Annotated in this window: 21 protein-coding genes and 1 tRNA gene; 14 read left to right on the plus strand and 8 right to left on the minus strand. The window is 62.1% G+C overall.

The window, feature by feature from the left end; genetic code table 11:
• The 3 genes from dapE to JGZ97_RS09340 form a co-directional block, all read right to left on the minus strand.
• Positions 1-1,137, minus strand: a complete 1,137-nt coding sequence (dapE, locus tag JGZ97_RS09330; RefSeq protein ID WP_207062351.1) for a succinyl-diaminopimelate desuccinylase — start codon at positions 1,135-1,137, stop codon at positions 1-3.
• A 79-nt stretch (positions 1,138-1,216) separates the two neighbouring features.
• Positions 1,217-1,384 (minus strand): hypothetical protein, encoded by a 168-nt coding sequence (locus tag JGZ97_RS09335; RefSeq protein ID WP_207062352.1) that lies wholly within the window; start codon positions 1,382-1,384, stop codon positions 1,217-1,219.
• A gap of 212 nt (positions 1,385-1,596) precedes the next feature.
• Entirely contained in the window at positions 1,597-1,899 is a 303-nt protein-coding gene (locus JGZ97_RS09340) for a YhbY family RNA-binding protein (RefSeq protein ID WP_207062353.1), read from the minus strand.
• A gap of 134 nt (positions 1,900-2,033) precedes the next feature.
• Between JGZ97_RS09340 and rlmE the strand changes: the two genes are divergently transcribed.
• The 14 genes from rlmE (at position 2,034) to pnp (ending at position 17,063) form a co-directional block, all read left to right on the plus strand.
• Positions 2,034-2,654 (plus strand): 23S rRNA (uridine(2552)-2'-O)-methyltransferase RlmE, encoded by a 621-nt coding sequence (gene rlmE / locus JGZ97_RS09345; RefSeq protein WP_207062354.1) that lies wholly within the window; start codon positions 2,034-2,036, stop codon positions 2,652-2,654.
• Between the two features lie 71 nt (positions 2,655-2,725).
• Entirely contained in the window at positions 2,726-4,681 is a 1,956-nt protein-coding gene (ftsH, locus tag JGZ97_RS09350; RefSeq protein ID WP_207062478.1) for an ATP-dependent zinc metalloprotease FtsH, read from the plus strand.
• Positions 4,682-4,775: 94 nt separating this feature from the next.
• A complete protein-coding gene (folP, locus tag JGZ97_RS09355) occupies positions 4,776-5,633 on the plus strand; it encodes a dihydropteroate synthase (protein ID WP_242521665.1) in 858 nt (285 codons plus the stop codon).
• Positions 5,626-6,963 carry a phosphoglucosamine mutase gene (glmM, locus tag JGZ97_RS09360; protein ID WP_207062355.1) on the plus strand — a complete coding sequence of 446 codons (1,338 nt, stop codon included), beginning with the start codon at positions 5,626-5,628 and terminating at the stop codon, positions 6,961-6,963. Before folP ends, glmM begins: the two co-directional genes overlap by 8 nt.
• An 86-nt stretch (positions 6,964-7,049) precedes the next feature.
• The gene (gene tpiA / locus JGZ97_RS09365) at positions 7,050-7,802 is read left to right on the plus strand and encodes a triose-phosphate isomerase (RefSeq protein ID WP_207062356.1); all 753 of its coding nucleotides are present in this window, start codon (positions 7,050-7,052) and stop codon (positions 7,800-7,802) included.
• A 21-nt stretch (positions 7,803-7,823) separates the two neighbouring features.
• Positions 7,824-8,192, plus strand: a complete 369-nt coding sequence (gene secG, locus JGZ97_RS09370; protein WP_207062357.1) for a preprotein translocase subunit SecG — start codon at positions 7,824-7,826, stop codon at positions 8,190-8,192.
• A gap of 10 nt (positions 8,193-8,202) precedes the next feature.
• Positions 8,203-8,288: transfer RNA gene (locus tag JGZ97_RS09375), tRNA-Leu, on the plus strand.
• Positions 8,289-8,489: 201 nt separating this feature from the next.
• On the plus strand, positions 8,490-8,945 hold the full coding sequence (rimP, locus tag JGZ97_RS09380; RefSeq protein ID WP_207062358.1) for a ribosome maturation factor RimP: 456 nt from the start codon (positions 8,490-8,492) through the stop codon (positions 8,943-8,945).
• Between the two features lie 33 nt (positions 8,946-8,978).
• On the plus strand, positions 8,979-10,466 hold the full coding sequence (gene nusA, locus JGZ97_RS09385; RefSeq protein ID WP_207062359.1) for a transcription termination factor NusA: 1,488 nt from the start codon (positions 8,979-8,981) through the stop codon (positions 10,464-10,466).
• Between the two features lie 23 nt (positions 10,467-10,489).
• Positions 10,490-12,979, plus strand: a complete 2,490-nt coding sequence (gene infB, locus JGZ97_RS09390) for a translation initiation factor IF-2 (protein WP_207062360.1) — start codon at positions 10,490-10,492, stop codon at positions 12,977-12,979.
• A gap of 1 nt (position 12,980) precedes the next feature.
• Positions 12,981-13,373, plus strand: coding sequence for a 30S ribosome-binding factor RbfA (gene rbfA / locus JGZ97_RS09395; protein ID WP_207062361.1), 393 nt, complete (start codon positions 12,981-12,983; stop codon positions 13,371-13,373).
• Entirely contained in the window at positions 13,374-14,324 is a 951-nt protein-coding gene (gene truB, locus JGZ97_RS09400) for a tRNA pseudouridine(55) synthase TruB (protein ID WP_207062362.1), read from the plus strand.
• 89 nt (positions 14,325-14,413) lie between these two features.
• Positions 14,414-14,683, plus strand: coding sequence for a 30S ribosomal protein S15 (gene rpsO, locus JGZ97_RS09405; protein ID WP_207062363.1), 270 nt, complete (start codon positions 14,414-14,416; stop codon positions 14,681-14,683).
• A gap of 271 nt (positions 14,684-14,954) precedes the next feature.
• Positions 14,955-17,063 (plus strand): polyribonucleotide nucleotidyltransferase, encoded by a 2,109-nt coding sequence (gene pnp / locus JGZ97_RS09410; protein WP_370584032.1) that lies wholly within the window; start codon positions 14,955-14,957, stop codon positions 17,061-17,063.
• A gap of 234 nt (positions 17,064-17,297) precedes the next feature.
• Here pnp and JGZ97_RS09415 read toward each other — a convergent pair whose 3' ends face one another.
• The 5 genes from JGZ97_RS09415 to JGZ97_RS09435 all read right to left on the minus strand — a co-directional run bounded on the left by JGZ97_RS09415 (position 17,298) and on the right by JGZ97_RS09435 (position 20,002).
• On the minus strand, positions 17,298-17,780 hold the full coding sequence (locus tag JGZ97_RS09415) for an Lrp/AsnC family transcriptional regulator (protein ID WP_207062364.1): 483 nt from the start codon (positions 17,778-17,780) through the stop codon (positions 17,298-17,300).
• A 292-nt stretch (positions 17,781-18,072) separates the two neighbouring features.
• Positions 18,073-18,660 (minus strand): DUF2238 domain-containing protein, encoded by a 588-nt coding sequence (locus JGZ97_RS09420; RefSeq protein ID WP_207062481.1) that lies wholly within the window; start codon positions 18,658-18,660, stop codon positions 18,073-18,075.
• Positions 18,661-18,757: 97 nt separating this feature from the next.
• Positions 18,758-19,378, minus strand: coding sequence for a LysE family translocator (locus tag JGZ97_RS09425; protein ID WP_207062482.1), 621 nt, complete (start codon positions 19,376-19,378; stop codon positions 18,758-18,760).
• A gap of 100 nt (positions 19,379-19,478) precedes the next feature.
• Positions 19,479-19,838, minus strand: coding sequence for a hypothetical protein (locus JGZ97_RS09430; RefSeq protein WP_207062365.1), 360 nt, complete (start codon positions 19,836-19,838; stop codon positions 19,479-19,481).
• The gene (locus JGZ97_RS09435) at positions 19,826-20,002 is read right to left on the minus strand and encodes an SPOR domain-containing protein (protein WP_207062366.1); all 177 of its coding nucleotides are present in this window, start codon (positions 20,000-20,002) and stop codon (positions 19,826-19,828) included. The genes JGZ97_RS09430 and JGZ97_RS09435 overlap by 13 nt, the downstream gene beginning before the upstream one ends.
• Between the last annotated feature and the right edge of the window lie 29 nt (positions 20,003-20,031).

A 20,031-nucleotide genomic window follows, 5' to 3' on the forward strand; every position in this document is an offset into this window, starting at 1 on the left:
TCAGGTCAGCAGCCGGGCGAGGATGTTTTCGTACAGCTCTGAGAGCGTATCCAGGTCGCGGGCCCGCACGTTCTCGTTGACCTTGTGGATGGTGGCGTTGCACGGGCCCAGCTCCACCACCTGGGCGCCGGTGGGGGCGATAAAGCGCCCGTCCGAGGTGCCGCCGGAGGTGGAGAGCTCGGTGTCCAGGCCGGTGATGGCTTTTACGCTCTGCTTGCAGGCTTCCACCAGCTCGCCTTCGGCGGTGACAAAGGGGTTGCCGCTGAGGGTCCAGTCCAGCGCGTAGTCCAGTTCGTGGGCTTCCAGGATCTGCTTGACCCGCTCCTTGAGCTGCTCGGCGGTGACTTCGGTCGAGAAGCGGAAGTTGAACATCACCTCCAGGTCGCCGGGAACCACGTTGTTGGCGCCGGTGCCGGCGTGAATGTTGGAAATCTGGAAACTGGTGGGGGGGAAGTAGTCATTGCCCTGGTCCCACACCTGCGTGGCGAGGGCGGCCAGCGCCGGTGCCGCCAGGTGAATGGGGTTGCGCACCAGATGGGGGTAGGCGACGTGCCCTTGGATGCCGTGTACCTTCAGGTTGCCGCTGAGCGAGCCTCTGCGTCCGTTTTTGATGGTGTCTCCCACTTTGTCGGTGCTTGAGGGCTCGCCGACGATGCACCAGTCAATTTTCTCGTCGCGCGCTTCCAGCACATCCACGACCCGGGTGGTGCCATTGATGAAGTCGCCTTCCTCGTCCGAGGTGATCAGCAGTGCGATGGACCCCCGGTGGTCGGGGTGGCGCTCGATAAAGCGCTCCAGTGCGGTCACCATGGCGGCGAGACTGCCTTTCATGTCAGCGGCGCCGCGGCCATACAGCTTTCCTTCGTGAATGCCCGGTTTGAAGGGCGGGTGGCTCCACTGATCCTCCGGGCCGGAAGGGACGACATCGGTGTGGCCGGCGAAGCAGAACAGCGGCCCCTGTGTGCCGCGCCTGGCCCAGAAGTTGCTGACGTCTTCAAAGGGTAGCTGTTCGATCTCAAACCCCAGTTTCTCGAGTCGCTCGATCATCACGGCTTGGCAGCCGGCGTCCTCCGGGGTAACCGAAGGTCGGCTGATCAGGTCCATCGCCAGGGAGAGAGTAGGGGTGGAGGTGCTCATGGGCTAGGGCTGCTTTGCTATGAATGAGGGGCGATTATAGCGGCAATCGCCCTTGCTTCGCAGCTCGCCGGCGTCGACCTCAGTCGGGCGGAGAGTGCTGCAGGGCGGGGTGCACCTCTTCGTCCTTCTGGGCTTCAAGGATCAGCTCCACCAGCTCCTCGATTTGCTGGTCATCCTTTTCGGTTAAAGAAAGCCGGGACAGCAGCCGGCAGCTTTCCCGAAGGTTGAGGCGATTACCGTGGTTCATTGCCGATGACGCTCCTGTGCTCTTTCTGTTTGATGGGAACGCCCCTTGTCAGGGAGCGGGGAGTCCGTACTGAGCGTCGAGGTTAAGGGGCGGTGGCTGTCCCGTGCATTGCGACAGATCAAGATCCGTGAAATGGGTGGGCGGGCCGGGAGGCAAGCCGGTGTTTTATTGATCTCGGTCTCTGTTTGGCGCCGTACCTTGGTGCTGCCGGCTTATCGCAGCAGGTTGGAGAGGCGGGGGTCGGGCTCTTCGGCGGCGCGGTAGATCAGGGCGATGTTGCCGATCTCCTGAACCAGCTCGGCCTGAACTTGCTCGCAAAGCTCCCGGGTCAGGGCCTTTTTGACCGTGCGATCGCCGACGCTGAACTTGACCTTGATCAGTTCGTGGTCTTCAAGGGCCCGGTCTACCTCAAGCTGGACACCTTCGGAGAGGCCGTTGCCGGCGACTGTGACGATGGGGTTGAGGCTGTGACCGATGGTGCGGTACTGCTTTTTTTGCGTGGCTGTTAAGCTCATAATAAAATAATCGACCTTTTTAATCAGGGCCGCGCACGGTTTGAGGGAGGTGCGCCCTGTGTTTATAAAGACCGCATTTTACCCCAGCTTCGGCAGCCAGAGTAGCCGAACCAACGCAAGGCAGGACTTTCCCCGTGGCGCGATCAAAAAGCAGTGGCCAGTGGCTCAAGGAACATTTCGATGACCACTATGTCCAACGGGCGAAAGAGCAGGGCTATCGATCCCGTGCCAGCTTCAAGCTCATTGAGCTCGATGCTAAGGATAAGCTTTTTCACTCGGGGATGACGGTTGTTGACCTGGGGGCTGCCCCGGGCGGCTGGTCGCAGGTGGCTGCCGAGCGAGTGGGTGAGTCCGGAAGGGTGATCGCATCGGATATTCTGCCGATGGATTCCCTGGCGGGGGTGAGCTTTATTCAGGGAGACTTTACCGAGAATTCGGTCTACGAGTCGATCCTGACGGCCATCGACGGCCGGCCGGTTGACCTTGTAATTTCCGACATGGCCCCCAACATGAGTGGGATGGCGGCTATCGATCAGCCGCGGGCCATGTACTTGGTGGAGCTCGCCCTGGATCTGGCCCGGCAAGTGCTGCGGCCCCAGGGCGTGTTCCTGGCAAAGGTGTTCCAGGGAGAGGGGTTTGAGCCTCTGCTAGCGGAAATGCGCCAGAGTTTTGCAAAAGTTCAGTCGCGAAAGCCGGATTCCTCCCGTGGCCGGTCGCGAGAAATTTACCAGCTGTGCCGAGGCTTTAAGGGTTAGGGCGCAGGCGGGGGACTGGGGGCGGTACGACCGCCGACGATGAGGTAGCAGAGGATTATCCTTTGAACGATATGGCAAAGAACCTGGTGCTGTGGCTGATTATCGCCGCGGTGCTGTTGACGGTCTTCAATAACTTTAACACTGAGACCGCTTCCAACAAGCTAAGTTACTCGCAGTTCATTGAGAAAGTACGCGATGACCAAGTCACCCGCGTGCTGGTGGATGGCTTTACCATCAAGGGTGAGCTGCAGGGGGGCGAGCGTTTCGAAACGGTGCGCCCGGCGCTGCAGGATCCGAAGCTGGTGGATGATCTCTATAACCACGGCGTGGTGATCGAGGGCAAGCAGCCGGAGCAGCAGAGCATCTGGACTCAGCTGCTGGTGGCCAGCTTCCCGATCCTGGTGATCATTGCCGTGTTCATGTTCTTCATGCGCCAGATGCAGGGCGGGGGCAGCGGCAAGGGGCCCATGTCCTTTGGCAAGAGCAAGGCGCGGCTGCTGAGCGAAGACCAGATCAAGACCACTTTTGCCGACGTGGCCGGGGTCGAGGAGGCCAAGGAAGAGGTTCAGGAGCTGGTCGAGTTCCTCAAGGACCCTGGTAAGTTCCACCGTCTGGGTGGGCACATACCCAAGGGTGTGCTGATGTCCGGCTCGCCGGGTACCGGTAAGACCCTGCTGGCAAAGGCCATTGCGGGCGAGGCCAAGGTCCCCTTCTTCAGTATTTCCGGCTCCGATTTCGTGGAGATGTTCGTGGGTGTGGGCGCCTCGCGGGTGCGCGACATGTTCGAGCAGGCGAAAAAGCAGGCACCGTGTATCATTTTTATCGACGAGATCGACGCCGTGGGTCGGCACCGGGGTGCCGGCATGGGGGGCGGTAACGACGAGCGCGAGCAGACCCTCAACCAGCTGCTGGTGGAGATGGACGGTTTTGAAGGCACCGAAGGCATTATCGTGATCGCCGCCACCAACCGTCCCGACGTGCTGGACAAGGCGCTGTTGCGCCCCGGGCGTTTCGACCGCCAGGTGGTGGTGGGCTTGCCCGACATTCGCGGCCGCGAGCAGATCGTCAAAGTCCATATGCGCAAGGTGCCGCTGGCCGATGACGTCAAGCCCGACGTCATCGCTCGGGGGACGCCCGGCTTCTCGGGGGCGGACCTGGCCAACCTGGTGAACGAGGCGGCGCTGTTCGCGGCCCGGGCCAACAAGCGCACGGTGGGCATGGAGGAGTTCGAGAAGGCCAAGGACAAGGTGATGATGGGGGCCGAGCGCCGCTCCATGGTCATGTCCCACGCCGAGCGGCTGAACACCGCGTATCACGAATCGGGGCACACCATTGTCGGGCGCCTGGTGCCCGAGCACGACCCGGTCTACAAGGTGTCGATCATTCCCCGCGGGCGGGCGCTCGGGGTGACCATGTTCCTGCCGGAAGAGGACCGCTACAGCCACAGCAAGCAGGCGATCCTGAGCCAGATCTGCAGCCTTTACGGTGGCCGTATCGCGGAGGAAATGACTCTGGGCGAGTCCGGGGTGACCACAGGGGCCGCCAATGATATTCAGCGTGCGACCCAGCTGGCGCGCAACATGGTGACCAAGTGGGGGTTGTCCGAGAAGCTCGGGCCGCTGCTCTATGATGATGAAGACGGCGATCCTTTCGGGCGCATGCCAGGCGCGCCGGCCAAGGGGGTTTCCGGAGAGACCGCGCGGCTCATCGACGAAGAGGTCCGCCGCACCATCGACGAATGTTACGCCAAGGCCGAGCAGCTACTGCAGGACAACCGGGACATCCTGGAGGCGATGACCGAGGCGCTGATGAAGTACGAGACCCTGGGATCCGACCAGATCGACGACCTGATGGCGCGCCGTGAAGTGCGCGCCCCCGAAGGCTGGAGCGATGACCCCGAGGGCGGCAGCAAGGTGGGCGAGGAGCCCGCTGAGGCGGCAGGAGAGGGTTCCATGGAGGAAGGCGGGCAGGATGACGGCGATGTCGATGTGCCAAATGCCGACCCGTCGGACCGCCCTCTCCATTAGCGGATAGATTAAATACCGAAAGGCCAGTTGCTTTTGGCAACTGGCCTTTTTCTATGCAGGCAGAGGTAAAACGGTGGAGCAGCAGAGTACGGTAATGCGGTGTGGCGACCGGCGCTTGAGCCGCAGGGTGCCCCACGTGATGGGTATTCTCAACGTGACGCCTGACTCGTTTTCTGATGGCGGGCAGCTGTTTGATGGCCGGCGGCTGGACGCTCCGCGTCTGCTGGAGCGGGCGCGGGCGATGGTGGAGGCGGGGGCGTCGCTGCTTGATATTGGCGGAGAGTCCACCCGTCCGGGTGCCGCGCCGGTCTCTGTGCAGCAGGAGCTGGATCGGGTGATTCCGGCAGTCGAGCTGATTGCCGGCGAGCTGGATGTGGTGGTGTCGGTGGATACCAGCACGCCTGAGGTGATGCGGGAAGCGGCCGTCGCCGGCTGTGGTATGCTCAATGACGTCCGGGCTTTGGAGCGCGAGGGTGCTCTGGAGGCGGCCGCCGCCAGCGGTCTGCCGGTCTGTCTGATGCATATGAAGGGTGAGCCGGGCACCATGCAGCAACAGCCTGAGTACGCCGATGCGGCTGCCGAGGTGATCGCCTACCTGCAGGGGCGCATCGATCAGTGCCGGCGGGCTGGAATCGGGCAGGAGCAGTTGCTGATCGACCCCGGATTCGGCTTTGGCAAGCGGCTGGAGCATAATCTGCAACTGCTTAACCGTCTGGAGCAGTTTCAGAAGCTGGGGGTTGCGTTGCTGGTTGGAACCTCCCGCAAATCAATGATAACCGGTGTGCTGGGCCCGCGCCCGGTGCAGGAGCGGCTCTACGGCAGCCTGGCCACAGTGGCCATTGCGCTGTCCAAGGGGGCCTGGATTGTGCGTGTGCACGACGTTGCGGCGACCCAGGATGTGGTCCGGATGTGTCGCGCAGTCTTCAGCGAGGGAGAAGAGGGCAGTGAGTAGAAGGTATTTCGGAACTGACGGTATTCGCGGTCAGGTTGGGCGGTTCCCCATTACCCCTGATTTTGTGCTCAAGCTGGGCTGGGCGGCGGGGCGGGTATTTGCGCGCCAGGGGCGCAGCAAAATCCTGATTGGCAAGGATACCCGGATTTCCGGTTACATGTTTGAGTCCTCCCTGGAGGCGGGGCTGGCGGCGGCCGGCGTCGACTCGCTGCTGCTCGGTCCCATGCCGACCCCGGCGATTGCCTACCTGACCCGCACCTTCCGTGCGGATGCTGGAATTGTGATCAGCGCCTCCCATAACGCCTTCCAGGACAATGGGATCAAGTTCTTCTCCGCCAACGGCACCAAGCTGGCCGATGAGATTGAGGACGCTATCGAGGCGCAGATGGACCTGGCGATGACGACCGTGGATTCCGCGGCCCTGGGCAAGGCGCGTCGGGTGGACGACGCGGCGGGCCGTTATATCGAGTTCTGCAAGGGAACCGTGTCCCGGGATATGACCCTCAAGGGGCTCAAGATTGTCGTCGACAGTGCCCACGGGGCTTGCTATCACATCGCCCCCAAGGTCTTTGCCGAGCTCGGGGCCGAGGTGCTTGAAGTGGGCTCCGCCCCCGATGGTCTCAACATCAATAGCGGTTGCGGCTCCACCTCGCCGGCCATGCTGCAGAAAATCGTGGTCGCCGAGGAGGCGGATCTCGGCATCGCCTTTGACGGTGACGGCGACCGGGTGATCATGGTGGATCACCGGGGTGAGGTGGTGGACGGTGACGAGCTGTTGTTGATCGTCGCCCTGGAGCGCAAGCGTGAAGGGCAACTGGAAGGCGGCCTGGTGGGTACCCAGATGAGCAACTTCGGCATGGAGTTGGCCCTTGCTGAGCACGGAGTGCCTTTTGTGCGTGCGCGAGTGGGTGACCGCTACGTAATGGAAGAGCTGATCAAGAACGGTTGGGACCTGGGAGGCGAGTCTTCAGGGCATATTATCTGTCGTCAGCTCACGACCACCGGGGACGGTATTGTCGCCGCGTTGCAGGTGCTGCGCGCCGTGGTGCTGCAGGAGCGTAGCCTCGCCGAGCTGAAAGGGCAGATGGCTAAAATGCCCCAGCACATGGTCAACGTGCGATTGAAGGAGAAAGGGGATCCTACCCGGTTGCCGAAGATTCAGGAGGCGGTCCGCGCCGTCGAAGCGCACCTGGGCGGCAAGGGGCGGGTGCTGCTCAGGCCGTCGGGCACCGAGCCGGTGGTCCGGGTGATGGTCGAAGGGGAGGAGATCGAGATCGTCGAGAGCCTCACCGAGGAGTTGGCCGAAGCGGTACGCAAGGCTATTGGTTAAATATTTTAAATGAAGGGCTGGGGTCGCTTGTAAGTTGTTCACAACTTGTTTAGTATTCCGACCCGCTTGAGAGACGGGGAAACATCATGCGTCGACCGCTAGTCGCTGGCAACTGGAAGATGAACGGCTCCCGCGAGAGCATCCAGGCTCTGGTGGCAGGCCTTGAGCAGGCGCTCAGTGATGTCGAGGCGCAGGTGGTTGTCTGTCCGCCGGCTGTCTACCTGGATCAGGTGGCTGCCGGGTTGAAGAGCAGTCGGATCGCGCTTGGTGCCCAGACGCTCAGTGAGTACGACGCCGGCGCCTATACCGGTGAGGTCTCGGCCTCCATGTTGGGTGATTTCGGGTGTCGTTATGTGCTCGTTGGGCACTCGGAGCGCAGGGCGCTTTTTAGTGAGAGCGACGCCCAGGTGGCGGCCAAGTTTGCAGCGGCGAAGGCGGCTGGCTTGGTGCCGGTGCTCTGTGTTGGCGAGTCGTTGGATGAGCGTGAGGCGGGTCAGACGCTGGCAGTTATCGGTGCTCAGGTTGGTGCCGTCCAAGAGGTGCTGGGTGTCGATGCCTTCGTGAATGCGGTCATCGCTTACGAGCCGGTCTGGGCGATCGGTACAGGGATGACGGCCACGCCGGAGCAGGCTCAGCAGGTGCATGCGGCGATTCGGGCGCAGGTGGCTGAGAAAAACACGGCGGCGGCAGAGCAATTGCCGCTTCTGTACGGCGGCAGCGTGAATGCCGCAAACGCCAGCGCGCTCTTCGCGATGGCGGATATCGACGGCGGCCTGGTGGGCGGTGCGTCGCTCAAGGTTGATGAATTTACAGCAATTTGCCGGGCGGCTCAGGGCTAAGCGGCAAGGGCGGAACAGAACATGGAAACATTGGTACTGATTGCACATGTGTTGCTCGCTGTCGCGCTGATTGCGCTGGTGTTGTTGCAGCAGGGTAAGGGTGCAGAGGCCGGCGCAGCGTTCGGGGCTGGCGCCTCTCAGACCATGTTTGGCAGTCAGGGGTCTGGAAGTTTTCTGACCCGAGTGACAGCGATTATTGCAACTGGTATATTCCTCACCAGTTTTGGTTTGGCGGTTTTTGCCAAGCAGAAAGCGGAGGCTATCGGTGATCAGGGAATCCCTGCGCCGGCCGCTGTAGAAGTTCAGCAAGCGCCGGGTGCGGATGAAGCGCCGGTGCTTGAAGAAGCGCCCAAGGCACCGGTTGACGCCGATGTGCCCGCGGCGGAATAAGCACGAATTTGCCGACGTGGTGGAATTGGTAGACACGCTATCTTGAGGGGGTAGTAGCTTCTAGCTGTGCCGGTTCAAGTCCGGCCGTCGGCACCATTCTTCGGTTGCCCAGGCTTGAATAGTTTGGGGCAACAACCTATAATCTCGGCGCGTTTTGACTGCAGTGTTGGAGCGCAGAGGCGAGATTTTTCAAAAAGCCCCTTTTAAAGGGGCTTTTTGTTAGGTAACAAGTGCCTGCTGGTCAGGCGGTCATAAATGGGTCTCGGACCCATTTTTTATTTGTGGTGAGGACGCTGAGTGGCGAGAAAATCCGAACAGCTAGAAGCGTTGGTGGCGCCCGTCGTCAGCGGGCTTGGCTACGAACTCTGGGGGATTGATTACCTTTCCCAGGGGCGCCACACGGTACTGCGTATCTACATTGATGCCGAGGCGGGCATTGATGTGGACGATTGTGCCAATGTCAGCCGCCAGCTCAGCGGTGTGCTGGATGTTGAAGATCCGATCCAGGGCGAGTATACGCTCGAAATTTCTTCGCCGGGCATGGATCGGCCCCTCTTTACCCTCGATCATTTTCGCCGCTACGCGGGCTACCGGGTCCAGATCCGGCTGCGCTCTCCCTTTGAGGGGCGGCGTAACTTCAGCGGCCTGCTAAAGGGGGTTGAGGAGGACGAAGTGATCGTCGAAGTGGATGAGCATGAATACCTGTTGCCGATCGATTCCATCGATAAGGCGAATGTCGTTCCCCAGTTCTAAGTGAGTAGAACGGGTTCTTAGCGAGGCAGTGGAATGAACAAAGAGATTCTTCTGGTAGTAGAAGCGGTTTCCAACGAGAAAGATGTTCCCAAGGGGGTCATCTTTGAGGCGATCGAACTCGCCCTGGCGACAGCTACCAAGAAACGCTACGACGAAGAGGCCGATATCCGCGTCTCTATCGATCGTGCCACCGGCGATTACGAGACTTTTCGTCGCTGGACCGTGGTCAGCGACGATCAGCTAGCCCTGCTGGGAACCGAGCTGACGCTGGAGGAAGCCCACGAGAAGGATCCGGCTCTGCAGGCTGGGGATGTCTTTGAAGAACAGGTTGAATCCATTGGCTTTGGCCGTATCGCCGCGCAGACCGCGAAGCAGGTCATCGTCCAGAAGGTGCGTGAAGCCGAGCGGGCCAAAGTAGTCGAAGAGTACCTGGGCCGGGTCGGTGAACTGGTTTCCGGTACGGTAAAGAAGGTCACCCGTGACAACGTGATTGTTGACCTGGGTAACAATGCCGAGGCGCTCCTCGGGCGTGATCAGCTGGTGGGACGTGAAACCTACCGCATGGGCGACCGCGTTCGCGCCATCCTGCAGGACGTGCGTGCAGAAAGCCGCGGTCCGCAGCTGTTTCTGAGCCGCTCCTGTCCCGAGATGCTGGTGGAGCTTTTCAAGATCGAAGTGCCGGAAATTTCCGAGCAGGTGATCGAGATTCGTGGTGCCGCCCGGGACCCTGGCTCGCGGGCCAAGATCGCTGTCAAGACCAATGACGGCCGCATCGATCCGGTTGGCGCCTGCGTCGGGATGCGCGGCTCGCGGGTCCAGGCCGTATCCGGCGAGCTGGACAACGAGCGGGTCGACATTATCTTGTGGGACGACAACCCCGCGCAGTTGGTGATTAATGCCATGGCGCCGGCGGAAGTGGCCTCCATCATCATTGACGAGGATGCCCACTCCATGGACGTGGCGGTGTCCGAGGACAACCTGGCCATGGCGATCGGGCGGGGTGGGCAGAATGTGCGCCTGGCCAGTGAGCTGACCGGCTGGACCCTCAACGTGATGAGCGAAGAGGAAGTGGCCGCCAAGCAGGAAGAGGAAGCCGGTACCATCGCCGAAACCTTCGTTCAGCACCTGGACATCGACGAAGAATTTGCGGAGATGCTGGTCGAAGAGGGCTTCACCACGATTGAAGAGGTGGCCTACGTGCCGCTGGAAGAGATGCTCGAGATTGAGGGCCTGGACGAAGAGATCGTCACCGAACTGCGGGCCCGGGCTAAGGATGCGTTGCTGAACATCGCCATCGCCTCCGAAGAGCAGCTGGAGCAAGCCGAGCCTGCCGAAGATCTGCTGAATATGGACGGAATGGACCGCCACCTGGCCTTTGTTCTGGCCAGCCGCGGGATCACCTCTATGGAGGACCTGGCGGAGCAGTCCATCGACGATCTGATGGAGATCGACGACATGGACGAAGAGCGCGCCGGGCAGCTGATTATGACCGCTCGCGAACCCTGGTTTGCAGAGCAGTAGGCAGGACAACAGGAGAACCAAGAATGGCAGAAGTGACAGTAAAGCAACTTGCCGATGTGGTTGGCGTGCCCGTTGAACGCCTGCTTCAGCAGATGAAAGATGCCGGCCTCTCCCACAGCACCAGTGGGGACAGCGTCAGCGAGGACGAGCGCCAGGCGCTGCTGATCCACCTTAAGCGCAGCCACGGTGAGTCTGAAGAAGCGGCGGCTCCGCGTAAAATCACCCTCAAGCGCAAGAAGACCAGCACGCTGAAAGTGGACGGTCGCAAGACGGTCAATGTGGAGGTGCGTAAGAAGCGGACCTACGTCAAGCGCGAGGACACGCCTGAGGCGAAAGCGGCGGCGGCAGAAGAAGCTGCCCGCGAGGCCGAGGAAGCGCGTCAGAAGGCCGAAGAGGCCGCACGCAAGCGGGCCGCCGAGGAAGAGGCGCAGCGCAAGGCCGAGGAAGAGAAAAAGCAGGCCGAGGAAGAGGCCCGCAAGAAAGCAGAGGAAGCCCGGCTCAAGGCCGAGCAGTCCGCCGCTGTAGCGGAGAAGCCGGTTCACAAGCAAGCCGAGGCCAAGAAAGAGGCGCCCAAACGCGCCAAGGCCGCGCCCAGCCGGGAAGAGCGCCCTGCCCGGACCAAGGGTAAGGCCGCCGGCGTCAAGCGTGGTCAGGGCTTCGACCCCTCCTTCAAGGAGCGCCGCATGAAGGCGCCCAAGCGGACCAAGCTCAAGGCGCCCGAGCAGCTCAAGCAGCAGGGGTTCCAGAAGCCTACCGCGCCGGTTACCCACGAGGTGGAAGTGCCTGAGGCGATTACCGTTGCGGAACTGGCCAAGAAGATGTCGGTCAAGGCGGCCGAGATCATCAAGGTCATGTTCAAGATGGGGGCCCCGGCCACCATCAACCAGGTGCTGGATCAGGACACCGCCACCCTGGTGGTCGAGGAAATGGGCCACAAGGCCAAGGTGGCCGATGAATCCAGCGTCGAGGACCGGGTGCTCGAGGATATCAGCTACGAGGGTGAGGAAGCGTCGCGGGCGCCGGTGGTGACCGTGATGGGCCACGTCGACCACGGTAAGACCTCGCTGCTGGACTATATCCGCGACACCAAGGTGACCGACGCCGAATCCGGCGGCATTACCCAGCATATCGGCGCTTACCACGTGGAAACCGACCGGGGCATGATCAGCTTCCTGGATACCCCGGGCCACGCCGCCTTTACCGCGATGCGTGCCCGCGGCGCCAAGGCCACCGATATCGTTATTCTGGTGGTGGCGGCGGATGACGGCGTGATGCCGCAGACCGAAGAGGCGATTCAGCACGCCCGTGCGGCGGACGTGCCGCTGGTGGTCGCGGTCAACAAGATCGATAAGGAAGCCGCGGATCCCGACCGGGTCAAGAATGAGCTGGCGGCCAAGGAAGTGGTGCCCGAAGAGTGGGGTGGGGATGTTCAGTTCGTGAATGTCTCGGCCAAGACCGGCCAGGGCATCGACGAGCTGCTGGACGCGGTACTGCTGCAGTCCGAACTGCTGGAACTGACCGCGGTACCCAGCGCCCCGGCCAAGGGCGTGGTGGTGGAAGCGCGTCTGGACAAGGGCCGCGGCACCGTCGCCACCCTGCTGGTTCAGAACGGTACCCTGCGCCAGGGTGAGATCGTCCTGGCCGGGCTGAACTACGGCCGGGTACGGGCCATGCTCGACGAGAACGGCAAGACCATTAAAGAGGCCGGCCCCTCCATTCCGGTGGAGATCCTCGGCTTGAGCGGTACGCCTGCCGCCGGTGACGAGTTCACCGTGGTGGCCGACGAGAAGAAGGCGCGTGAAGTGGCCAACTTCCGTCAGGGTAAGTACCGGGAAGTGAAGCTGGCCCGTCAGCAGGCGGCCAAGCTGGACAACCTGTTTGCCAACATGGGCGCGGGTGAGGTGCAGACCCTCAATATCGTGCTCAAGACCGACGTGCGGGGCTCGCTCGAGGCCCTCACCTCGGCCCTTGAAGATCTGGCCACCGAAGAAGTTAAAGTGGTGGTGGTCTCCAGTGGCGTCGGCGGCATCACCGAGACCGACATCAACTTGGCGATGGCCTCCAACGCCGTGGTCTTCGGCTTCAACGTCCGTGCCGATGCCAGCGCCAAGTCGCTGGTGGAGAAGGAAGAAGTGGATATGCGCTACTACAGCGTTATCTACGACCTGATTGACGACGTCAAGCAGGCTCTCTCCGGCATGCTGGCGCCGGAACTGCGCGAAGAGATCGTCGGTGTGGCCGAGGTTCGCGAAGTGTTCCGTTCACCCAAGTTCGGCCAGGTGGCCGGCTGCATGGTGACCGAGGGCACGGTCCACCGCAGCAAGAAGATCCGTGTGCTGCGTGACAACGTGGTGATTCACGAAGGCGAGCTGGACTCCCTGCGCCGCTTCAAGGACAACGTTCAGGAAGTGCGCAACGGCATGGAGTGCGGTATCGGCGTGAAGAACTACGACGTGAAGGTCGGCGACCAGATCGAAGTGTTCGAGGTAACCGAGGTGGCGCGTCAGCTCTGATATGGCTAGAGAATTCAGTCGTACGCAACGGGTCGCGGAGCAGCTGCGCCGCGACCTGGCCCAGCTGATCCAGCAGGAGGTCAAGGACCCCCGGCTGGGGCTGGTGACCGTCAATGACGTCAAGATCTCCAAGGACCTCTCCTACGCCGACGTCTACGTGACCGTCATGGGCAAGGAGGAGAGCCAGGCCCAGATCGACACCACCCTGAAGATCCTTAACCGGGCGGCGGGCTTTCTGCGCGGCCGCTTGGCCAAGGCGATCAAGCTGCGGGTGATGCCGCAGCTGCGCTTCCACTATGACGCCAGCGTCGTGCGGGGCAACTACCTCTCTTCCCTGATCGACAAGGCCGTTTCCGAGGACCGTTCGCGCCAGGGCGACTCGGAGGAGGACTGATTGGCCAGACGGCGTAAGGGACGCGAGGTCGACGGGATCCTGCTGCTGGATAAGCCTGCCGGTATCAGCTCCAACCAGGCCCTGCAAAGGGTCAAGCACCTCTTCGGCGCGGCCAAGGCCGGCCATACCGGCGCGCTGGATCCCCTGGCGACCGGGCTGCTGCCGATCTGCCTGGGCGAGGCCACCAAGTTTTCGCAATACCTGCTGGACGCTGACAAGGTATACCGCACCACGGCCAAGCTCGGTGTGCGCACCGCCTCTGGCGATGCCGACGGTGAGGTGATCGAGGAGCGGCCGGTGGAAACCTACAGCGCCGCGCAGATCGAGGCGTTGCTGGCCGAGCATCTCAGCGGCGAAATCACCCAGACTCCCTCCATGTACTCGGCGCTCAAGCACCAGGGGCAACCGCTCTATAAGCTGGCCCGCAAGGGGATCGAGGTAGAGGTCAAGTCCCGCCGGGTGACGGTGCATCGCATCGAGCTGCTCGATTTTCGCGGCGATGAGCTGGATCTCGAGGTCAGCTGCAGCAAGGGCACCTATATTCGCTCCATCGTCGAGGCGCTGGGCGAACTGCTGGGCTGCGGCGCCCACGTGACCGTGCTGCGCCGGCTCGAAACCGGGCCCTACAAGGCGTCCATGATGCACACCCTGGAGGCACTGCGTGAATGCGCCGCCGCGGGGGAGGCGCAAGCTGAAAAAGAGGGCGCGCAACGGGCCCTGGATGCGTTATTATTACCGGCTTGGACCGCGGTGGAGACTCTGCCGCGGCTCTGGGTCGACGAATCCGTCTGCGAGCGACTCAAGAACGGTCAGCGGATTCCGCTCGGGGAGTCTCCCCGGGCCGAGACATTGATTTTTTCCGGCACCGAGGAAGCGCCTGTCTTTCTCGGTATCGGTGAAGTTTCGGAGGCCGGGGTGCTTTTGCCGCGGCGTCTGATCAGAACCCAGTAGGGTGCGCGTCGTACTGTAAATATGCACGGTACCGACGTTTTATAACCAGCGTGGCCAAGCCACGTGCATATTAGAAATGGAGAAATACCATGGCACTATCAGCCGAACAGAAAGCAGCCATCGTCGCCGAGTACCAGACCGCTGAAGGCGACACCGGTTCCCCCGAGGTTCAGGTGGCCCTGCTGACTGCGAACATTTCCGGCCTGCAGTCTCACTTCAAGGACAACAAGAAGGATCACCACTCTCGTCGTGGCCTGATCCGGATGGTAAACCAGCGTCGTAAGCTGCTGGACTACCTCAAGTCCAAGGACGCCGAGCGCTACACCAAGCTGATCGGTCGTCTGGGTCTGCGCCGCTAAGCTGATCCCATGGAGGGCCGGGGCTTTGTCCCCGGCCCTCATCGTATCGGGGGCAGTCACTGCTCCCGGTACGCTCCAGCGGAGCAAACCTCCACCGGAGCAAACACCGGCGCCGGGAGGCGCAAACACTACAGTGCTCAGCAATCTGTTCATCAGCCCGTACTCTTTTGCGCCTCGCGGGGCTTAAAAGAGTACGGCTTGTGAAGGCAGATCAGATTGTCGGCCCCAGGGCCGGAGCACGGCATAAAAATCTGATAAGGAGGTATTCACAATGCTGAATCCGAAGACCAAGACATTCCAGTTCGGTGACCAGACCGTCACCCTGGAAACCGGCCGCATCGCCCGTCAGGCCACCGGCGCCGTGCTGGTGACCATGGGTGAGAACCAGGTGCTGGCCACCGTGGTGGGCACCAAGGAAGCCCGTCCCGACCAGCCCTTCTTCCCGCTCTCCGTGCACTACCAGCAGAAGACCTATTCCGTGGGTAAGATCCCCGGCGGTTTCTTCAAGCGCGAGGCCCGTCCCAGCGAGTTCGAGACCCTGACCTCGCGACTGATCGACCGTCCCATCCGGCCGCTCTTTCCCAAGGGCTTCATGAACGAGGTGCAGGTGATCTGTACCGTCATGTCCGCTGATAAGGAAAACTGCCCCGACATCGCCGCCATGATCGGCACCTCCGCCGCACTGGCGATCTCCGGCATTCCCTTCAATGGGCCCATCGGCGCCGCCCGGGTGGGCTTCGATGAGGAGAACGGGTACATCCTCAACCCCAGCTTTGCAGCGACCGAAGCGTCCCTGCTGGACATGGTCGTGGCCGGCACCAAGGACGCCGTGCTGATGGTTGAGTCCGAAGCTCAGGAACTGAGCGAAGACGAAATGCTGGGCGCGGTGCTGTTCGCCCACGACGAAATGCAGGTCGTCATCGACGCCATCAACGAGTTCGCCGCCGAGAACGGCAAGCCCAAGTGGGACTGGCAGCCCGCCGAAGACAACGCGGCCCTCAAGGAGCAGATCCAGTCCGGTTACGGCGCGGCCATCACCGAGGCGTACCAGATCAGCGACAAGATGGCCCGTTACGGTCGCCTGAGCGAGATCCGCGCCGAGGCGGTCGAAGCGCTGGCCGGAGGCGAAGCGCCCCAGGCCGACGCCAAAGAGGTGGAGAAGCTCTTCGGCTCCATCGAGAAGAGCATCGTCCGCTCTCGCGTGGTCAACGGCGAGCCCCGTATCGACGGCCGCGACACCAAGACCGTGCGCCCCATCGAAGTGGAAGTGGGCGTGCTGGCCAAGACCCACGGTTCGGCCCTGTTTACCCGTGGCGAAACTCAGGCCGTGGTCACCGCCACCCTGGGCACCAGCCGCGACGTCCAGATCATTGATGCCCTGCAGGGCGAGTACAAAGATCCCTTCCTGTTCCACTACAACTTCCCCGGTTACTCCGTGGGTGAGTGCTCGCGCATGATGGGCGCCGGCCGCCGCGAGATCGGTCATGGCCGTCTGGCCCGTCGCGGTATTCAGGCGATGATGCCCAATCAGGATGAGTTCCCCTACACCATCCGCGTGGTCTCCGAGATCACCGAGTCCAACGGCTCCAGCTCCATGGCCTCCGTCTGTGGCGCTTCTCTGGCGCTGATGGACGCCGGGGTGCCGGTCAAGCGTCCGGTGGCCGGTATCGCCATGGGCCTGGTCAAAGAAGGCGACAAGTTCGCGGTACTGACCGATATCCTGGGTGACGAGGATCACCTGGGCGACATGGACTTCAAGGTGGCCGGTTCCGAGTCCGGTATCACCGCGCTGCAGATGGACATCAAGATCGAAGGCATCACCGAGGAGATCATGGAGATCGCCCTCGACCAGGCTCTCGAGGCCCGTCAGCACATTCTGCGCGAGATGGCCAAGGTGATCGGTTACGCCCGTCCGGAGCTTTCCGACAACGCGCCCGCCATGACCCAGCTGAAGATCAACCCCGAGAAGATCCGTGACGTGATCGGCAAGGGCGGCGCCACCATCCGCGCCATCACCGAAGAGACCGGCGCTTCCATCGACCTGGAAGACGACGGTACCGTGAAGATCTTCGCCGTCGACAAGGCCGGCGCTCAGGCCGCCATCGACCAGGTGCTGGCGATCACCGCCGAAGCTGAAGTGGGCAAGATTTACGAGGGCAAGGTCGAGCGCATCGTCGACTTCGGCGCCTTCGTCAACATCCTGCCGGGCAAAGATGGCCTGGTGCACATCTCCCAGATCGCCAAGGAGCGGGTGGAGAAGGTCACCGACTTCCTGCAGGAAGGCCAGATGGTCAAGGTCAAGGTGCTGGACGTGGATCCCCGTGGCCGTATCAAGCTGAGCATGAAGGACCTGCGCGAGGACGAGGGGCTGGACGACTAAGTCCCCCTCTAAAAGCGTGCGAAAAAACGGGCTTCGGCCCGTTTTTTTATGCCCGAGGGAGGGCGTCTGCGTCTCACCTGCTGACACCAGGACTGTTTTGGGCGCAATAAAAGGCTTCGGTTGAAACAGGCGATGAGCTTGAAATGCCAACGCTGGCCAGTTCGCGCCACAAGAGCTCCGATGAGTGGCGTCAGCCGCCGGCAATGCAACGGGTAGTGGGGTTGGTGCTGCGCGTTATCGCAGTTGATCCAAAGGCAGCTCGGTTTTGCGGATAGGCGTGCGCAGCACGAAGTTGGAGATAATGGCGCGAATGCCCGGCATGGCGGTGAGCTTGTCCAGCAGCAACTGCTGGTAGTGGTCCAGGTCGGGCACCGCGAGCTTGAGGATGTAGTCAGCGGCGCTGCCGGTAATGAGAAAACACTCCAGCACCTCCGGCAACTCGGCGATTTGTTCCTCAAAGGCCTGCAGCTTGTCCCGGGTCTGCGCTTCCAGGGATACCTGTACCAGAACGGTCATCGGCAGGCCGGCTTTTTTCTGATCCAGCAGTACCACCTGGCGTTCGATCAGCCCCGACTGTTCCAGCTGGCGTACGCGGCGCCCGCAGGGGGTTGGCGAAAGTCCCACCCGGTCGGCCAGGTCGGCGATGCTGATGCGTGCGTCCCGTTGCAGTATCTCCAGAATATGGCGGTCGATGCGGTCAAGGCTGTGTTGGGTCATGGCGGGCCTGTAAAAGAATGGATGGCGGTCCTCGGGTGCCCGGGTAGGGCGCTGGTAGGCAGCCGGCGCGCGGCTCCAGGACCTTGTGGGTCCGGGTTGGGCCGGGTTGGCCCAGGGGATGATCCGGAGCGGGTAGCTCCTGACCAGCCATCCGAGGTTAGAATACCGCTATTGGCATGGTTGATGACTGCAAAGTATGGCGCTTTTTGAAGAGTTGCTCGAGTCTTCAGCTAATTTGTAACCGTACTGCGACCTAAAATCGCGCCAAGGCTCTTTGAAGCGCTATTTGACGCTATTTTAGCCGTCTTAACTGGCGCTCGTGAAGGCGGCCCAGAATCATCAAACCGAGCAGTGCGCCACTCAGGGCCCACGCCATGTCCGACTGGGTATCCCAGACATAGCCCTGGGTGCCCAGGAAGGCCTCGGCCGACTCGCCGGTGGCGATGGCCACCCACCACTCGATCAGTTCATAGAAGGCGCTCAGGGCCAGGCAGAAGCAGACGATGATGAAGTTGCGCCAGGGGGGCGTGCTGACCACCTGCTTGCGGATCAGCAGCTCCCGGGCGATCAGGGCCGGGACAAAGCCCTGGGCGAAGTGGCCGACCTTGTCGTAGTGGTTGCGCTGCCAGTCAAAAAGCTGCGCCAGGGTGTCAAACAGGGGGACCTCGGCGTAGGTGTAGTGCCCGCCCACCATCAGAATCACCGCGTGCACCAGAATCAGCCCGTAGACCAGGGGGGTGAGGGGGAAGCGGCGCCGGGTGAAGGCCAGCACCAGGGCGCCGAGCAGGGCCGGCAGGACCTCCAGGAACCAGGTGAAACCGTCCTTCGGGTCGATGGCGGACCAGATCAGCACGGCGCTGAAAACGGCGATCCAGAGCATGGCGTGCACGTAGGCTCCTTTTATTCCGCGGACTTTTTATCCCGGATGCGTTTTAGCCCAGATGCGTTGTCCGGCAACGGGCGGCGGCGTCTGAAAATCAGCCCAGGGCCAGCCACACGCCGACGCCCATCATCAGGGTGCCGGCGAGGCGGTTCATCAGGCGCACGTTGTGGCTGCCGGACAGAAAGCGGCGCAGGGTTCGCCCGCCACTGGCGTAGAGCAGCAGGCAGATAAACTCGATCACAAGGATCAGGGCCAGCAGCACCGTGACCTGCGGCATCAGGGGGTGCTGATCGCTAATGAACGGCGGTAGCAGGGCGACGAAAAACGCCCAGCCCTTGGGGTTGGCCACCGCGGTGATAAAGCCCTGCAGCACCAGTTCGCGCCTTGAGGTGACCGGGGCGTCGCCGGGCTGGCCCAGGGCCATCTTGCCCCGGGAGCGCCACAGTTGAATGCCCAGGTAACCAAGATAAGCGCCCCCCAGGTATTTGAATAGTTCGAACAGCTCGGGGTACTGCAGCATCAGGGCGGCGACCCCGATCACGGAGAGGAAGGCCACCAGGCCCACGCCCACCAGCTCGCCGGCCATCATCCAGAGGGTGCGCTTGAGGCCGATGGTCATCCCCAGGGTCATGGAGAGGGTCATGCACATGCCCGGGGTTGCCGACACGAAGAAAAAGGTGGGGATAAATACCGCCAGCAGCGAGAGGTTGATCAGAGAGTGCAACATGGGTGACGCGCTGTAAAAAATAATAATCGAGGCGATACCCTAATCCAGGCCGGGGCCGGCTGCCAAATGAAATTTTACGCTGCCGTGCTCAGCCCCTGAAGAAGCGCCCCTCCAGCATGACGCGCGCCTCGTGCAGCACCTGCACCGGGGTGTCGGCGTCGATGGGCGGGAGCCGGTGACCGGCGGTGCTGGCAAGGCGGAAGCGGACGTCCTTTCCCGGTTGGGGCCAGCGGGCGACGGAAAAACCGCCGATCACCAAGGTCAGCTCCCCGGCGGGCAGGAGCTTCAATCCGCGCAGCCTCAGCTCCAGGCGTTCCTCTCCGTGCGCGTTACCACGCCAGTAAATCACGCCGCCCACGCTAGACCAGGGCGGCTCGCGGGCCGGTGTCAGCAACGGTGCCCGGTACCTGGAGCGCCGGCGCTCGAAGAGGCCCCTCAACCAATCCATAAAACGGCTTTTGTGCGGCTGTTCTCGATCCAGTAAAGCTGCTTGTGACCGCCCGCTGCCAGTTGCTGCAGCCGGGCCTGGGCGCTTCGGCGACGCTCGAAGCGGGCCACCAGGAAGCGGTTACCGTTGTCATCCTGGCGGTACAGGCAGTAAGGCGGGGTCATCACAACCTCCTCAATCGCTGGCGGGCTCT

The organism is Motiliproteus sp. SC1-56 (genome assembly GCF_017309075.1).
Classification (GTDB): domain Bacteria; phylum Pseudomonadota; class Gammaproteobacteria; order Pseudomonadales; family Balneatricaceae; genus Motiliproteus.